A 13,522-nucleotide genomic window follows, 5' to 3' on the forward strand; every position below is an offset into this window, starting at 1 on the left:
ACTTGAATCATCTAATCCCTATTATAGAAATGAGCAACCGCAAAATTTCTTTTAGAAAAGAAGCTATCAAAGCACAAGAATCGCAATGGTTAGGTAAAGTTATTCTTTCTCGCCCTGCATCTTTTAAGACATTAACTATAGCGTTTAGCTCTATTAGTATTGCTATCGTATGTTTTGTTATTTTTGGAAAATTTACTCAAAGAGCAACTGTGCATGGACAATTATTGCCCAAGGAAGGTCTTATTTACATTTACCCAAAAAATAATGGGAATGTCGAAAAAAAATTTATTGTTGAAGATATGGCTGTAAATAAAGGTGACCAATTATTTACCGTTTCAACTCTTAACTTTTATTCAAATGAAGATAAGAATCATTCTCTGCTGAAGCAAATTGAACTAAGAAAACTATTAAATAACGAAGAAAAGAATAAACTTAATAGTAATCTGGAAAATGATATTTTACTAACTAAAAATGATATCTCTTCTATTAAAAATCAATTACTTAAAATAGAAAACAATATAAAAGAACAAAGAGATAGAGTTTCTTTAGCTAAAGAAAACTACGAAAGATATCAAAATTTATTTAAAAAGGATTATATCTCGAAAGAAGAGTTTCAAAGTAAAAAAGATATCTTTTTACAAATGCAGCAAAACTTAAAAAATTTTGAAAGTGAATTAATTTCAAAGAATATGGAGTTAAACAACAAAATTTCTACTCTAAGGACCATACATCTTAATTATGAAAATAATTTAATAAATATTGACAAACAACTGACTAACATTGAACAGGAAATTATTGATAATCAATCACAAAGAGAATTTACTATTAAAGCTACAGCTAATGGAGCAATTACTTCTGTAACAACTGAAGTTGGGCAACAAGTAACAACTAATAAACCAGTAGTTGCTATTATTCCCAAAGACTCTATTTTAGAAGCTATTTTATATGTTCCTCCTCAAAACATTGGTTTTATTAAAACCAACCAGATCGTTAAATTAAGATATGACGCATTTCCTTATCAAAAATTTGGTCAAGCAATAGGCAGAGTTACCTCTATCTCAAAAAGTACAATGAATATCAATGAATTACCTAATTCCAATCAAATAAATTTAGAAAAATTAAAAACTGCAAATGTTTACATTGTAAAAGTTGAAATACAAAATCAAAGTATGAGTACCTATGCGACAAAAACGCCTTTGAAAGTTGGTATGACACTAGACGCTGATATATTTTTAGAAACTCGTAATATATATGAGTGGATATTCTTACCACTGTTAAGTATCTATGAGAAAAATATATAAACTATGAAAATTACCGATTACATAAGTTTAAATTTTAGGAAAAGCTTACCGATTATTTTACAAACTGAATCGTCAGAATGCGGTTTAGCTTGCATTACAATTATTGCAGCTTATCATGGTTACACCACAGATTTGGTCTCCTTAAGAAGAAAATTTAATATATCTCAAAAAGGAAGTACTCTGAATCAATTAATTCATATTTCAAATAATCTTAACTTAACAACGCGTCCAATACGATTAGAACTCCATAAATTAACTCAATTAAAACTTCCCTGCATAATTCACTGGAATTTTAATCATTTTATCGTTCTTGAAAAAGTTCAACATAGCACAGTTATTGTTATAGATCCCGCATTTGGAAGAAGAATAATTTCATTAGATGATTTTTCCCGTAGTTTTACAGGTATTGCTTTAGAAATTTGGCCAAATGCTGATTTTAAGAAAGATAAATTTTTAAGTAAATTAAAACTTAAAGACATAGTTGGTAATATTCAAGGTCTTTGGAAGTCACTTTCTCAAATTATATTTTTAGCACTTACTTTAGAGCTACTTACACTACTTTCACCCCTTTTACTACAATGGGTAATCGATTATGTAATCTTATCAGATGACAGAAGTCTTTTAATTACGTTGATTATTGGCTTTTCTCTACTTTTGATACTACAACAATTAATAATAGTAGTCAGAGCATGGTTTATGCTCCATATGAGTACACACATAAATATTCAATGGCGTGTTAATATTTTTAATCATCTGATCAATCTCCCCGTTTCATATTTTGAGAAAAGAAGTTTAGGAGATGCAGTTTCAAGATTTAATTCTATTGATAATATTCAAAGAACATTGACTTCGACTTTTTTTGAAGCAATCCTTGATGGCTTAATGGCAACATTAACATTAATTTTAATGTTTTTATATAGTCCTATATTAACTTCTGTATCTTTAATTGCTATTTTACTATACTCTTTATTACGTTTTTTATCGTATTTACCTTTGAAGAATGCCTTAGCATCTGAAGTTATCCATGCAGCAAAGCAAAATAGTCATTTCATGGAAACTGTACGTGGAACAAAACCTATTAAGCTTTTTCAAAATCAAGAGTCCAGAAAAACTTCATGGCTTAATTTACTTGTAAATCAAATAAATGCTAACCTTCAAACACAAAAATTTCATATTTTCTTTAGATTTTGTAATGGTATTATTTTTGGGCTTGAGAATATTATAATTATTTGGCTTGGAGCCTCTTTAGTTATAGACAGTATTTTTACTGTCGGTATTTTTATGGCATTTATTGCTTATAAAAATCAATTTATCACTCGATTTTCTTCCTTGATTGAAAAATATATTGAAATTAAAACATTAAGAGTTGAAGTTGATCGATTAGCTGATATAGTCTTTTCTGAACCAGAAAAATTATACTTACAAGACTACTCTTCTTCTGTAGAAAATAATATTGCTATAAGTATTAATGATCTTAGTTTTAAGTATTCAGATTTCGAACCCTATATTATTAAAAATTTAAATCTTGAAGTTCCTGAAGGTCAATCGGTTGCGTTGACAGGTGCATCTGGTTGTGGAAAAACAACTTTAATGCATTTAATAATAGGTATCTTAAATAAAAACTCTGGCTATATATCAATATTTGATAAACAAAGCGATCTTGTAGGCCTCGCCCCTATTCGAGAAATAATAGGAGTCGTCCTTCAAGATGATATTTTATTTGCTGGATCAATTATTGAAAATATTAGTTTTTTTGATTCCAACCCTAATCAAAAATTAATTGAAGAATGTGCAAAAATTGCAGCTATAGATGAAGATATTAAACGTATGCCAATGGGCTATCAAACTTTGATCGGTGAACTAGGAAGTGTTTTATCAGGAGGTCAAAAGCAACGTATACTTTTGGCAAGAGCACTTTATAAAAAGCCAAAAATTTTGTTTCTTGATGAAGCAACAAGTCATTTAGATATTTTTAAAGAAGCAGAAGTTAATAATAATATTCAATCACTAAATATTACTAAAATTATAATAGCTCATCGTCCAGAAACTATATATTCCAATGATAGAGTTATTACTTTATCAAACGGAGAAATTATCAGTGATATCTTAGTTAAGGATATTTCAAATAAATGATGCGTTATTTTTATATTTCTCTTTTTGTAGTTTCTTCATCATTTTCACATGGTGAGACAATCCCTCAAATTTTTCAAGACATGAAAAGTGATACTTTTTGTCAATCTAAAGAAGAAATTGATATAGCCTTATCTCAGGCAATTGAGAATGTCTTATGCAATGACCCTTACTTAAAGATTCAATGGACTGAGGTTAAAAACAAGGTTTTACAAATAGATATTGAAAAATCTAATTATTATCCTCAATTAAACTTTTCAAGTAATTACAATATAGGGAAATCGAACTATAAAGTTAAGGATGCTCCTCAATTAAGTTATAAAACAGATTCAGAGAGATATGGAGTATCCTTACAAGCTAACCTATTAGTTTACGATTTTGGATATAAAAACTCCAAGAAAAAATTATTAACAGATCTTTTAAATATGTCCCTTGCTCAATACAACTCTAGCATTCAAAAAGTTTCAATGGATGTTATTGAAAGATACTACAAAATTTTATTATTAAATGAAAATTTAAAATCTATAATTCAAAGTGAAAGTATCGCAAAAAAAAATTTATTAATTTCGCAAACTAGATATGATCTTGGTACAAATAATAAATCTGATGTTCTGAGTTCTTATAATAATGTTTTAAAAATAATTTCAAAAAAAAATGAAACTCAGAGTCAAATCGAAATAAACATGAGATCTCTTGGCTTTCTAATGGGATTTCCTATCGAAAAAGAATTTTCACTCAAACCAATTGAAATTAATAAATACTTAGAAATAAAACCAATTAATGAATTAATAAATATAGCAAAAGAAAAACATCCAGATTTAATAAGTTTAAATTATAAAATAGACTCAGCCAAACATAACATACAAGTAATTAAGTCAGAAAACTACCCAAAAGTATATATTACCTCTGACTTTTTAAATAACAATCGCTTAGGGGCTGTTCCTTTCGAAAGTGTTGATAATACAATTGATTTTGGTATAAAAATCTCTGCCCCATTATTTAATGGATTTAAGAATCACTATAGAAAAATTGAGGCAGAAAACCAACTAGAAAAAACATTCAATGAAAAAAAACTTACTGAAAAAGATTTATCTTTAGAGATTATTAATTATTATTATGAATTAAAAAATGAAGAAAAAAATTTACAAATACTTGAAAACTTAAAAACTAATGCGTTTGCAAACGTAGAAATTACATCTGGTCGATATAAAAATGGTGTTGGGAATATTATTGAACTATTAAATTCACAAAATGTTTTCATTGAGGCCAATGAGAATTATAACTATTCATTAAATAATTTTATAATAACTCGCTACAAGCTCCTTACTACTATCGGTATGCTTGATGCTAAGGATATTTATTAGTTATTTGAAATTAAGTAAATTTAATTTACTGTTGTAAAGTATATTCTAAGAGCCTGTTTGATACTTTGTTCTTATTGTAAAGTTACGATAAACTTAACTTTTTATTGGGAAGACTAGAAATGAAGAGAAAGTTATTAAAAAAAATGTATACTACTAGAGCATTATTTCTTGCTATAGGAGTTATGGTCATGTCTGTTTCCCCTATTGTTGCCACTAACTCTTTAGCAGCAACACAATCAACAAATAATTTAGCATCAAATAAAATTTTACTAATTTTTAATGAAGAACCTTTAAACATATCTTTATTCAGTCCTATTTTTTTAGAACAAGTTCCCGCACTGCAACTAAAAAAAATTATTGCTGAACTAAAGTTATCATTTGGTGTATTAAAATCGGTAGATGTAGTAGATGGTAAAGGCTTTGCTTATTTTGAAAAAGCGCAAGTACCTGTTACGATTGGCTTTGATGACAACAATCAAATAAGTACACTTTGGTTCGGTTCACCAAAATTCATTAATGTTAAATTAGATGAAGCAATTAAAAATTTACAAGACTCTGCCATCGGTAGCAAGTCTCTTTTAATCACTATAGATAAAAAACCAATTTTTGCTGATAACAATAAAACTCCTATGGCTGTCGGGTCCACTTTTAAATTGTTAGTTCTCAAAGCTTATGAAGACGCTATTAAGGCAGGAAAAATTAAACGTGATGATGTTATTTTACTTGAAGAAAATAGTCGCTCATTGCCATCAGGGGTTTTGCAAATGCTTCCAGCTAAAACTCCTATAAATCTAGAAATACTTGCTCAATTAATGATTCAATCAAGTGACAATACAGCTACTGATAACCTTATACATTTACTTAAAAAATCTAATATTGAAATTTTTTCTCCTAGAAATTCTCCTCTTTTGACTACTAGAGAATTTTTCCAATTGATCTCTTCTAATAATGATGAGCTTAGGGCTAAATATAGTACTAGTAATAAAAAAGGGAAAAATGAGATCCTTTTAGGACTAGACAAAATGCCATTACCAGATATTGATGACATTACTAAAACAGCAACATGGCAACAAGCTGAATGGTATATGACAACTAATGAAATCTGTGCCACTATCGAAAGTATTAAAGATGCTCCTGCTTTGAATAATATTCATAATCCTCTTTTTAAAAACTTAAATTGGAAAAAAATTGGTTTTAAAGGTGGGTCAGAAAATGGAGTTCTCAATTTTTCTTTTATAGGCCAAACTCTTCAAGGAAAAGATGTTTGTGTTGTCTTTACTGCAAATGGAGATGACAAACAGCCAGAATCTAAACTGGCGTTACAATTTATCGGACTTCTCCAAACATTAAGTTCTGTAGAAAAATGAGCTCAATTATTTAATTGTAAGACGTGATCATTTGGCTTAAATCTTGGAACTATTTTGAGGACTATATTTTTATCTTTACAGGCTCGTTACGGAGCATTCGTCTTAATATCATTATTATAATTATCCATACTTATTTTCTCTTAACCATAGATAAGGCTTAGAAGTATTTAGAGCAAATATAATAAATTAAAGTTAAAATACATAGAGCCTGCTTTTTAAGCAGGCTCTATGCTATACGGCTATTACTTAGGCTAATTAAGCCACTCTACCCAACCATCGTAAGAGCTTGCTCCAATCCTCTCTGCTTAATTGTCGCTCCCATCCCAAACCATGCTGAGTTCAATCTGTGATCTCGGCTCATCGCACGACGCTCATGGTCAACAAACTCTGTGATACTGCAAAGCAAACCATAAGCCGTATCTTTAGCTGAACTTAACTCTGCTCCTCGACCTTGCCCATTAAACATTTCCATAGCCTTAGACATCGCCTTTCCATTTTGCTCATTTTTAGACTTCGAACTTTTGTCCATGGATGCTGCTTTAAGGTAATACTGAATAATACTTTCTTCCTGATCTGTTGCACTCATTGTCGTGTTATTAAACACCGCATTAAAATATGCAGTAGCTTCCTGCTGGGTGACTTTACGTTGACTCAGTTGTTTCATTTCATACATATGCTCATCCCAGGTTTTAATAGAAACACCCAATTGCTGCTTGATCTTGTCTGCATCGAACTTAGTACTATGAGGAACTTTTACAACACCCTCTCCACTATTCTGTCCTCGTATTGCAATGCTCAAAGTGTTATTACAGACCACACGTACACTGGTGAATTGCGCCGTGGTAGCTAATGTCCCATCACAAGCCGTTGCCAACAAAATGTAGCCATTACTGACATCCTTACTTTTCAACGCTGCCGATTGGCCTGTTCTTGCCAATGCCCAGAACTTACGTCCACCTTTCAGTACCCCCGCCGTTTCCAGTTCAAAACCTGATTGTTCTGTCAGGTCTTTATAGAAGTTTAATATCTCCATCGGTTGCACCTCCTGATAACGCTGACTCACCACCGATAACGGTTCATGAGTATCTGAACGATAAAGCACTCGTTGCTCTTCATACGGCATGATGATGCTTTGTCCTCTTTCATTCTTTGCCATATAGCTGACATTGGATGATTCAATTCGCCAGTCCATCCCCGCCTGTTGTGCCCAGATTTCTATAGGTTGATTTCTAGTAAGCTGATTCCCTAGGCCATGCCAAGGGGTTTGACCAACGAATGCCATTGTTTCAACTTGATGTGCCATGAGTGATTTTCCTATTAAGTGATTTAAATAATTTGAAATTTGTGAAAATGAGAGTTACTAACAACCCGACTGCTTGATTTCAAAGTGTTCCAGACACTGCTCACACTGATAATGCAACGTCAGCGTGTTTTCTTGATGCTGGACGTAGAGCAGAAACATGCCACCAACAACTAAACCAACAAAACCACCCACCAAAGGGTGAACGGGACTGCGTTTTGACAACTGCATACAGGCAGCTGCCAGAGACATCGGTGAAAAAGATGAAAGCTTTGCAAATACACTTTGGTGAGTCTGCTCCGACTGCCGGAGTAATTTCAGATGCCTCGAATGGCAATAAGGACACTGGTGCATGGTCTTCTTCCTTAAATAAAAGGCATAAAAAAACCACAAGCAAATGCTTGTGGTTTGATTGAGCTTTATGTCGTTTTAGATAAATGTCAGATTAACGAGTGACTTTTGGAGTCGCTAAACCTTTTTTGCTACAAGGTCGAATGCTTTCAATATATTGCCCATCACCAGTATCTTTAAAGAAACCATGTTTCGATTTAATTTCTAGACATTGTCCCTTTTTAAAAGGTTTAACTTGAGGAACAACTTTAGCTGGTATGGCGTAGCTATTTAAAATGACTTCGCCTTTAGTAGTTGGAAATACAACTGACTCTTCGCCGTAATAGACGTTGGCTTTTAAAGTAACCTGCTCAGTTTTAGCAAAAGCAATAGAACTGATTGAAAGGCTTAAAACGCCACAAGTGATAAGTTTGATAAAGTTCATAATCTTTTCTCTAATGTACATAAAAGTAATCATTCAATAAATGCTAAAAGGTTGTTTAAGTTAGTGACCAAAACATGACTGGTATCCTTCGTTAAGGACTTGATTGCTGTTCTTATCCCAACTCACTACATACCAGGTACATTGATAACGGTCAGAGTCCCATGCAGCACGATAAGTCATGGTATTACCTTGCTGGCTCCATCCTTCTACTCGTTTACTCACCTGATCCAAACTTGAACGCCCCCATACATTCATAAGGTGTGACGCTAACATTTGATCAATATTCGGGATGGTTGACTTTAAATCACTAGGAGCAGTTTTGATTGGCTTTAAACCATATAGAGAGGCGTTCGAACTTAAGGTTTTTCCTTCATGGTACTCAGCATCAACTTCTGAACTGAGCTTTCCAATATTGGCATCTTGTGCTTTGGCATTCTCAACAGCAGCTATAGCACCTGCAACCACTTCGTCCTCAGCTTGTGAGTGAGTAGATTCTGATTCTGGGTTTTCCACCATACTTTCAATTCCGGTGAAACCTGATTCAGCAGATTCAGAAGCTGCTTCCGTTGCAATAGATTGATTTTGTACCTTAGATTGTTCTAAAGCGAGTTGCGCTAACTGAAGTTCTGTTTGTCGTTTTTGATGTTGATTAAATAAAATACCACCGGCAATCAGTACAACCATCATGACTACGGTTAACAACCAATATAACGGTGGTACCTTTTTAGTTGAGTTAGTGCTGTTGTTTATCATATTCATATCATTACCTTGAAATAGAGGATATACGGCGCATTAGGTGCTGCCTTCATTGGGGTAATATGTAAGTAAAATTTCTTTATTTTCAGTTATTGTCCAAATAGCTCTTTAATACCGCTCTTGCTTCATTCAGTTGCTGTGCCTGACTCTCAATCAACTGACGAACAGATTCGGGGAGATTCTGGTATTTATCGGGATGGAACTCAGCCATCTTTTTTCGGTAAGCAGATTGCAATAACTGCTCAGTCAGTGATTTAGGCTGAATATCAAGAAGTTTGCATGCTTGAAGTTGTTCACTATTTAAAGCTGAATGAGGAGACTGATTCTTTTCATCAGCTAAGCATTGATAGATAATTTTGACCAGATCAGGAAATACTGCTTTAGAAACATTGGATACACGACACAAATGGGTCATAAAAAGATCAGCCTGATTCTGTTCAACCTGCCCCAATGCCATGGCATAAACCAGTTGTTCGATCATCTCCGTACGAAGCTTATAAGCCAGCACATCTTTCAGTTCTGCAAAGCGATGCAATAACTCCTCATATTCAAAGTTGGGATGTTCAGTCAGTAAACTTTGAATATAGTGCTGTGATGCTTCATCATTCAGCTTTGCAAAATGATTTGATATTGCATGACTAGATTCAGTATTCCATCTACCCATATTGAATGTGATGAAATAAGCAAACAAATCAACAATCACCTTCAGTTCTGCATCAATCTGTGGTGGAGCTTGGTCGGCTTCTATTTGTCCCTGACAAACTTCACTTAAGAATGAAGCCAATGTTCGTACTGCCCCTTTATCCAGTTGGGTAAAGGTCAAGGTTTCCATCCGATTCAGTACGATCCCATGATTAATGACGCCAAGATCTGCCTCGACGTGATGAATATTTTTAAAGAGATAAGCAGCTTCATCACCAAAGCTTTCTTTATAAAAGAGTCCGGTCGCCGTTATACAAAGTCCAGCTTTAGCACTACCAAATACCGTATCGTCAATCAGCATGAGGATTTCATCTGGATGAATACCTTGAGGGAGATAACTCATTGCCCCTTGCAATTTTTTATAAGGAATAGCAGGGGAAAAATAAATATTGTCATTCGCTCTTAATATCAACATCCAACGGCTTTTCTGAAGTGATTCTCTCGATATGATTGTCATGGCAACCTCCCCAATTTAGCGGCTAAAACAACCAACGTAGAAAATCAGCAGGCCAAACAAGTGCCCGCCCTAAAGAATATGAACCAGAATAAATAGGGTACTGCCAAATTAAATACAGCCAATAACCAATCACAATGGTGAAATAAAGGCCAATCAGTGGATGTTTCATTATAAATTCCTCATTTTTTAGGTAAGCCTATCCAACCCGCTGCTCTAAGGCAGCAGGTGAAGTCAAAAGACAAATTAAGATTTAATGTGAATATGAGCTGTTCTAAAGTTTATGTGCACATTGCTGACCAGACTTAAATGACACCTCTTCAAAATCTTCTGGCATTCTGACTTGCATCATGCCAATCGCCTCCAGCTTTTCTTCGCTATAATACGCCTCCATCTTGTCGTAGAAGCAGGAACAGAAACTGCGACTCCCCCCTGTATTCCTACAGCTTTGTTTCATACCCTTTTCAAAATCAGAAGAACAGCCTGTAACCAACAAAACACTGACACCCACCAAACCCATCAAAATTCTATTTTTCATCGTTTTATCCAGTGACATCATCATGGAGCTTAGGCTTTTTTAGGCAATACAAAGCCCTGCCACGGTATATCTCACATGACATATTTATTAAGTTAAATTTTTTGACGAAAAGACCTAAAGCTTGAGAACCTAGAAGTTCATCAAACCCTATTAAAAACTAATCGGGCGCTATAAAAAGAATATGCATAGCCAACTCCTTTATATTGGGAGTTCTGCCAAAGCATTAGAGAATTATGGTGGCAGAACGAGAAAGGGTTAGCAGACCGGATTGGATTGACACCAGCACACTCGAAAGTGTCCCTCTCCCGTCCTACCGCAACGGGAGGAGACGAGAAGTACCCTCAAAACTATTCCTCAGAAGGAATAACTCTGATGCAACCCAATAAAACGGTCTGCTAAAACCGACTGGCAATGTAGGCCAGCACGCAAAGGATAATGTGCAAAATTTAAGGTGTCAATCATCTATCGACTAAGTCGTAAAGTGATTGTTACTGTTTTTTATAGATTAATTATCTTATTTAATTGTTGCTTCATTTGAACAATGAGGTATTTCGCTTGATACTGACTCCAAAACTACCAGAAGCATCTCTCAATACGAAAATATAAACATCCATTAAATCAGAAAATTGTCGCCCATATTTATCATGGTAAATAATTTTTAACTTGATATCTTGTTGAAAATTGCTTTTTAAAAGTTCAAGTCGTTCTCCTATAAATTCAATATTAAGACTAGTTTTCTGCTGTGCTACTAACTCATAACGTTCTATATTAAAATCATTAAAGTCAGAGTCCAACTCTTCAATAGTTACATGCTTTGCCACTTCCCCCTTATTTTCAATGATAATCTTAATTTCTGCGACCTCATGACGTTCCATATCGATAATAGAACCATGATCATCACATTCAGGAAAGTCCTTCTCCGTTAAGGTAAAAGGGTAACTATAGAAAATTAAATGAGGCCGTGCTTCAAAATGTTTAATTTCTAACTCTTGCTGTGTGACACTAAGTAACTTTCTTTGCTCTTCAACATTATTTGCTAATTCTTGAGCCTGTTGATGCAATGCATCTGTGCTTGCTTTTAACTCTTGGCTTTGCATTTGTAAGGCTTTAGTGTTTTGCAAATAACCTAAAATCAGAAATAAAAAGGCCAATGGGGAAAATGCGCCAGCTAAGAAATCACCAATTTCATTTGCAGGTAAAGCCTTGACCTTAACTGGTGTAATGCCAAAGAATTTATATAAAATAAAAAAATAGAAAATTGTAAATAGGATAAAGATCCAGTAACGGCTTTTTGTTTGAGTCATGGAAATTTTCCTGGCTGATTCTGAAAAACAAAGTGGCTTCCCTTATAGTTTACATGACAAAAAATAGTAAAAGTAATATGCAATTTTTCATTGAAATCGCTCTAAATCATCTTTACATATCACTATTTTTTTTGTTAAATTCCTTGTGGTTACTTGCCCGTAATCAAGTTTAAAGAAAGCCTGACCACCCATAAGTCAGGCTTTCTTTTTATCACCGTGTTACTGATCTGACTCTTTGACAATAGACGAGGCAATAAAATAACTAGCTTTTAAAGCATGCGCTGGGTTATACATCGTATTGAATACGGCCCTCAGAAGGGTTATCACGTGCATGCTTATTACTTCTTTGATGGACAAGATCATCAGGCAGATATCACTTGGGGACAGTACATTGCTAAACAATAGAAACAAGTGACCAATAATCAGGGTTCGGTATTTATCTGCAATATGAAGAAAGAGGATTACCGTTATTGTTGTTTAGGAAAGCTAGATTATTCTGACGTAGAGATGCTAAACAACCTTGAACAGAGTTTTGATTATCTCTGCAAGAATGATCAATACTTCCAATTTACGACACAGAAACGCATCCGTGGATTCCGTTGTAGTGAACCTCCAGAAATCCCTAAAGTCAAAATGGGATGTCCCCGTAAGTATGACCAATCGCATCTAAAGCACCTCCACAAACTTGATCTCCAAGCATAAAAAAACCTCCTATATAAATGACATATCTAGGAGGATAATTTGAAGTTTGTAGGTTAGATATTTACTTCCTATTTTTATTTTCCACCAATAACGATTTTCATCGGTTTGAAGTCATCTACTTTTAATTTCTGAGTCTTAACGATATCTTCAGTTTTCGTACCATCGTTATGTTTAACAATTGCTTTACTGATATTTAGGTTTTCCCCAAAAGCATCACAAGCCTTCTCACCTTCAATGAAAAATCTACCATAAGTTTTACCACCAACAAGATTAAATTCATCCGCAGTAACTTGATCCCGACCAATAAGCTTGCCATTTTTATCTTTCATGGTCACTGTAAAGTCAATACTTTCAATATTATCTAAAGCATCATAAGCAATGACATCAAAAGCAAGCGAGCACATGCCCCGATTCACATAACTTGCATGTGTGTTTCGTACATAAATTTCTGCATCTTTAGGAATAGCATATGCACTACTTATCATCGCTAAGCTAAGTATTAAAATACAAATACCTTTTTTCAAAATCATTCTATAACCCTATCTAAACTTGATACGAAAAAACACTTAGACTATCTCCTCAAAAACATGTTCGATCACGTTCACGCTCAGCTTTTCATAAAAGCTTATATCTGATTAAATGCAATCATATATTGCATTTAATCGAAATTCATTGAAGTTGTACAATCTCAGTATTTACTAATAAAACCAATATTATGTGTTAATTCTTCAACATCACAATATACTTGGAAAGATATAAAATACTAGAGGGTATAGTCAGATTAAAATAGCTTTTCAACTAAATATTAATAAAAATAAAAAAATAAATT

Annotated in this window: 14 protein-coding genes; 5 read left to right on the forward strand and 9 right to left on the reverse strand. The window is 33.5% G+C overall.

Annotation, left to right across the window (positions count from 1 at the left end; genetic code table 11):
- The first annotated feature begins 29 nt into the window (after nt 1–29).
- From MMY79_RS13935 to MMY79_RS13950, 4 genes are all read left to right on the forward strand, one after another.
- A complete protein-coding gene (locus MMY79_RS13935) occupies nt 30–1,301 on the forward strand; it encodes an HlyD family efflux transporter periplasmic adaptor subunit (RefSeq protein WP_252609505.1) in 1,272 nt (423 codons plus the stop codon).
- Between the two features lie 3 nt (nt 1,302–1,304).
- Nucleotides 1,305–3,434, forward strand: a complete 2,130-nt coding sequence (locus tag MMY79_RS13940; protein ID WP_252609506.1) for a peptidase domain-containing ABC transporter — start codon at nt 1,305–1,307, stop codon at nt 3,432–3,434.
- Complete coding sequence (locus tag MMY79_RS13945; protein ID WP_252609507.1) at nt 3,431–4,795, forward strand: TolC family protein; 1,365 nt, start codon at nt 3,431–3,433, stop codon at nt 4,793–4,795. Before MMY79_RS13940 ends, MMY79_RS13945 begins: the two co-directional genes overlap by 4 nt.
- A gap of 119 nt (nt 4,796–4,914) precedes the next feature.
- Entirely contained in the window at nt 4,915–6,162 is a 1,248-nt protein-coding gene (locus tag MMY79_RS13950) for a serine hydrolase (RefSeq protein ID WP_252609508.1), read from the forward strand.
- 265 nt (nt 6,163–6,427) lie between these two features.
- On the opposite strand, the gene MMY79_RS13955 is transcribed toward MMY79_RS13950, so the two are convergent.
- The 8 genes from MMY79_RS13955 to MMY79_RS13990 form a co-directional block, all read right to left on the reverse strand.
- Nucleotides 6,428–7,465 (reverse strand): DUF932 domain-containing protein, encoded by a 1,038-nt coding sequence (locus MMY79_RS13955; RefSeq protein ID WP_252609510.1) that lies wholly within the window; start codon nt 7,463–7,465, stop codon nt 6,428–6,430.
- 57 nt (nt 7,466–7,522) lie between these two features.
- On the reverse strand, nt 7,523–7,816 hold the full coding sequence (locus MMY79_RS13960) for a hypothetical protein (RefSeq protein ID WP_252609512.1): 294 nt from the start codon (nt 7,814–7,816) through the stop codon (nt 7,523–7,525).
- 91 nt (nt 7,817–7,907) lie between these two features.
- Nucleotides 7,908–8,237, reverse strand: coding sequence for a hypothetical protein (locus tag MMY79_RS13965; RefSeq protein WP_252609514.1), 330 nt, complete (start codon nt 8,235–8,237; stop codon nt 7,908–7,910).
- A gap of 60 nt (nt 8,238–8,297) precedes the next feature.
- Entirely contained in the window at nt 8,298–8,996 is a 699-nt protein-coding gene (locus MMY79_RS13970; protein ID WP_252609516.1) for a hypothetical protein, read from the reverse strand.
- Between the two features lie 82 nt (nt 8,997–9,078).
- Nucleotides 9,079–10,152 carry a J domain-containing protein gene (locus tag MMY79_RS13975; protein ID WP_252609519.1) on the reverse strand — a complete coding sequence of 358 codons (1,074 nt, stop codon included), beginning with the start codon at nt 10,150–10,152 and terminating at the stop codon, nt 9,079–9,081.
- A 22-nt stretch (nt 10,153–10,174) separates the two neighbouring features.
- The gene (locus tag MMY79_RS13980; protein WP_000682545.1) at nt 10,175–10,321 is read right to left on the reverse strand and encodes a hypothetical protein; all 147 of its coding nucleotides are present in this window, start codon (nt 10,319–10,321) and stop codon (nt 10,175–10,177) included.
- Between the two features lie 102 nt (nt 10,322–10,423).
- Nucleotides 10,424–10,687: a hypothetical protein gene (locus tag MMY79_RS13985; protein ID WP_252609521.1), complete on the reverse strand. Its 264-nt coding sequence runs from the start codon at nt 10,685–10,687 to the stop codon at nt 10,424–10,426.
- Nucleotides 10,688–11,217: 530 nt separating this feature from the next.
- Complete coding sequence (locus tag MMY79_RS13990; protein WP_252609523.1) at nt 11,218–11,991, reverse strand: hypothetical protein; 774 nt, start codon at nt 11,989–11,991, stop codon at nt 11,218–11,220.
- Between the two features lie 276 nt (nt 11,992–12,267).
- Between MMY79_RS13990 and MMY79_RS19425 the strand changes: the two genes are divergently transcribed.
- Nucleotides 12,268–12,396 carry a hypothetical protein gene (locus tag MMY79_RS19425; protein WP_289781497.1) on the forward strand — a complete coding sequence of 43 codons (129 nt, stop codon included), beginning with the start codon at nt 12,268–12,270 and terminating at the stop codon, nt 12,394–12,396.
- A gap of 371 nt (nt 12,397–12,767) precedes the next feature.
- On the opposite strand, the gene MMY79_RS13995 is transcribed toward MMY79_RS19425, so the two are convergent.
- Nucleotides 12,768–13,223: a hypothetical protein gene (locus MMY79_RS13995; RefSeq protein ID WP_252609525.1), complete on the reverse strand. Its 456-nt coding sequence runs from the start codon at nt 13,221–13,223 to the stop codon at nt 12,768–12,770.
- Nucleotides 13,224–13,522: the final 299 nt, after the last annotated feature.

It is taken from the genome of Acinetobacter sp. XS-4 (assembly GCF_023920705.1).
Classification (GTDB): domain Bacteria; phylum Pseudomonadota; class Gammaproteobacteria; order Pseudomonadales; family Moraxellaceae; genus Acinetobacter.

What these genes read in the sequence shown, in the direction of transcription:
- MMY79_RS13965 (WP_252609514.1), bottom strand. Translation starts at nt 8,237, where the DNA reads ATGAACTTTATCAAACTTATCACTTGTGGCGTTTTAAGCCTTTCAATC.
- MMY79_RS13970 (WP_252609516.1), bottom strand. Translation starts at nt 8,996, where the DNA reads ATGAATATGATAAACAACAGCACTAACTCAACTAAAAAGGTACCACCG.
- MMY79_RS13985 (WP_252609521.1), bottom strand. Translation starts at nt 10,687, where the DNA reads ATGAAAAATAGAATTTTGATGGGTTTGGTGGGTGTCAGTGTTTTGTTG.
- MMY79_RS13945 (WP_252609507.1), top strand. Translation starts at nt 3,431, where the DNA reads ATGATGCGTTATTTTTATATTTCTCTTTTTGTAGTTTCTTCATCATTT.
- MMY79_RS13995 (WP_252609525.1), bottom strand. Translation starts at nt 13,223, where the DNA reads ATGATTTTGAAAAAAGGTATTTGTATTTTAATACTTAGCTTAGCGATG.
- MMY79_RS13990 (WP_252609523.1), bottom strand. Translation starts at nt 11,991, where the DNA reads ATGACTCAAACAAAAAGCCGTTACTGGATCTTTATCCTATTTACAATT.
- MMY79_RS19425 (WP_289781497.1), top strand. Translation starts at nt 12,268, where the DNA reads ATGCGCTGGGTTATACATCGTATTGAATACGGCCCTCAGAAGGGTTAT.
- MMY79_RS13935 (WP_252609505.1), top strand. Translation starts at nt 30, where the DNA reads ATGAGCAACCGCAAAATTTCTTTTAGAAAAGAAGCTATCAAAGCACAA.
- MMY79_RS13955 (WP_252609510.1), bottom strand. Translation starts at nt 7,465, where the DNA reads ATGGCACATCAAGTTGAAACAATGGCATTCGTTGGTCAAACCCCTTGG.
- MMY79_RS13980 (WP_000682545.1), bottom strand. Translation starts at nt 10,321, where the DNA reads ATGAAACATCCACTGATTGGCCTTTATTTCACCATTGTGATTGGTTAT.
- MMY79_RS13960 (WP_252609512.1), bottom strand. Translation starts at nt 7,816, where the DNA reads ATGCACCAGTGTCCTTATTGCCATTCGAGGCATCTGAAATTACTCCGG.
- MMY79_RS13940 (WP_252609506.1), top strand. Translation starts at nt 1,305, where the DNA reads ATGAAAATTACCGATTACATAAGTTTAAATTTTAGGAAAAGCTTACCG.
- MMY79_RS13975 (WP_252609519.1), bottom strand. Translation starts at nt 10,152, where the DNA reads ATGACAATCATATCGAGAGAATCACTTCAGAAAAGCCGTTGGATGTTG.
- MMY79_RS13950 (WP_252609508.1), top strand. Translation starts at nt 4,915, where the DNA reads ATGAAGAGAAAGTTATTAAAAAAAATGTATACTACTAGAGCATTATTT.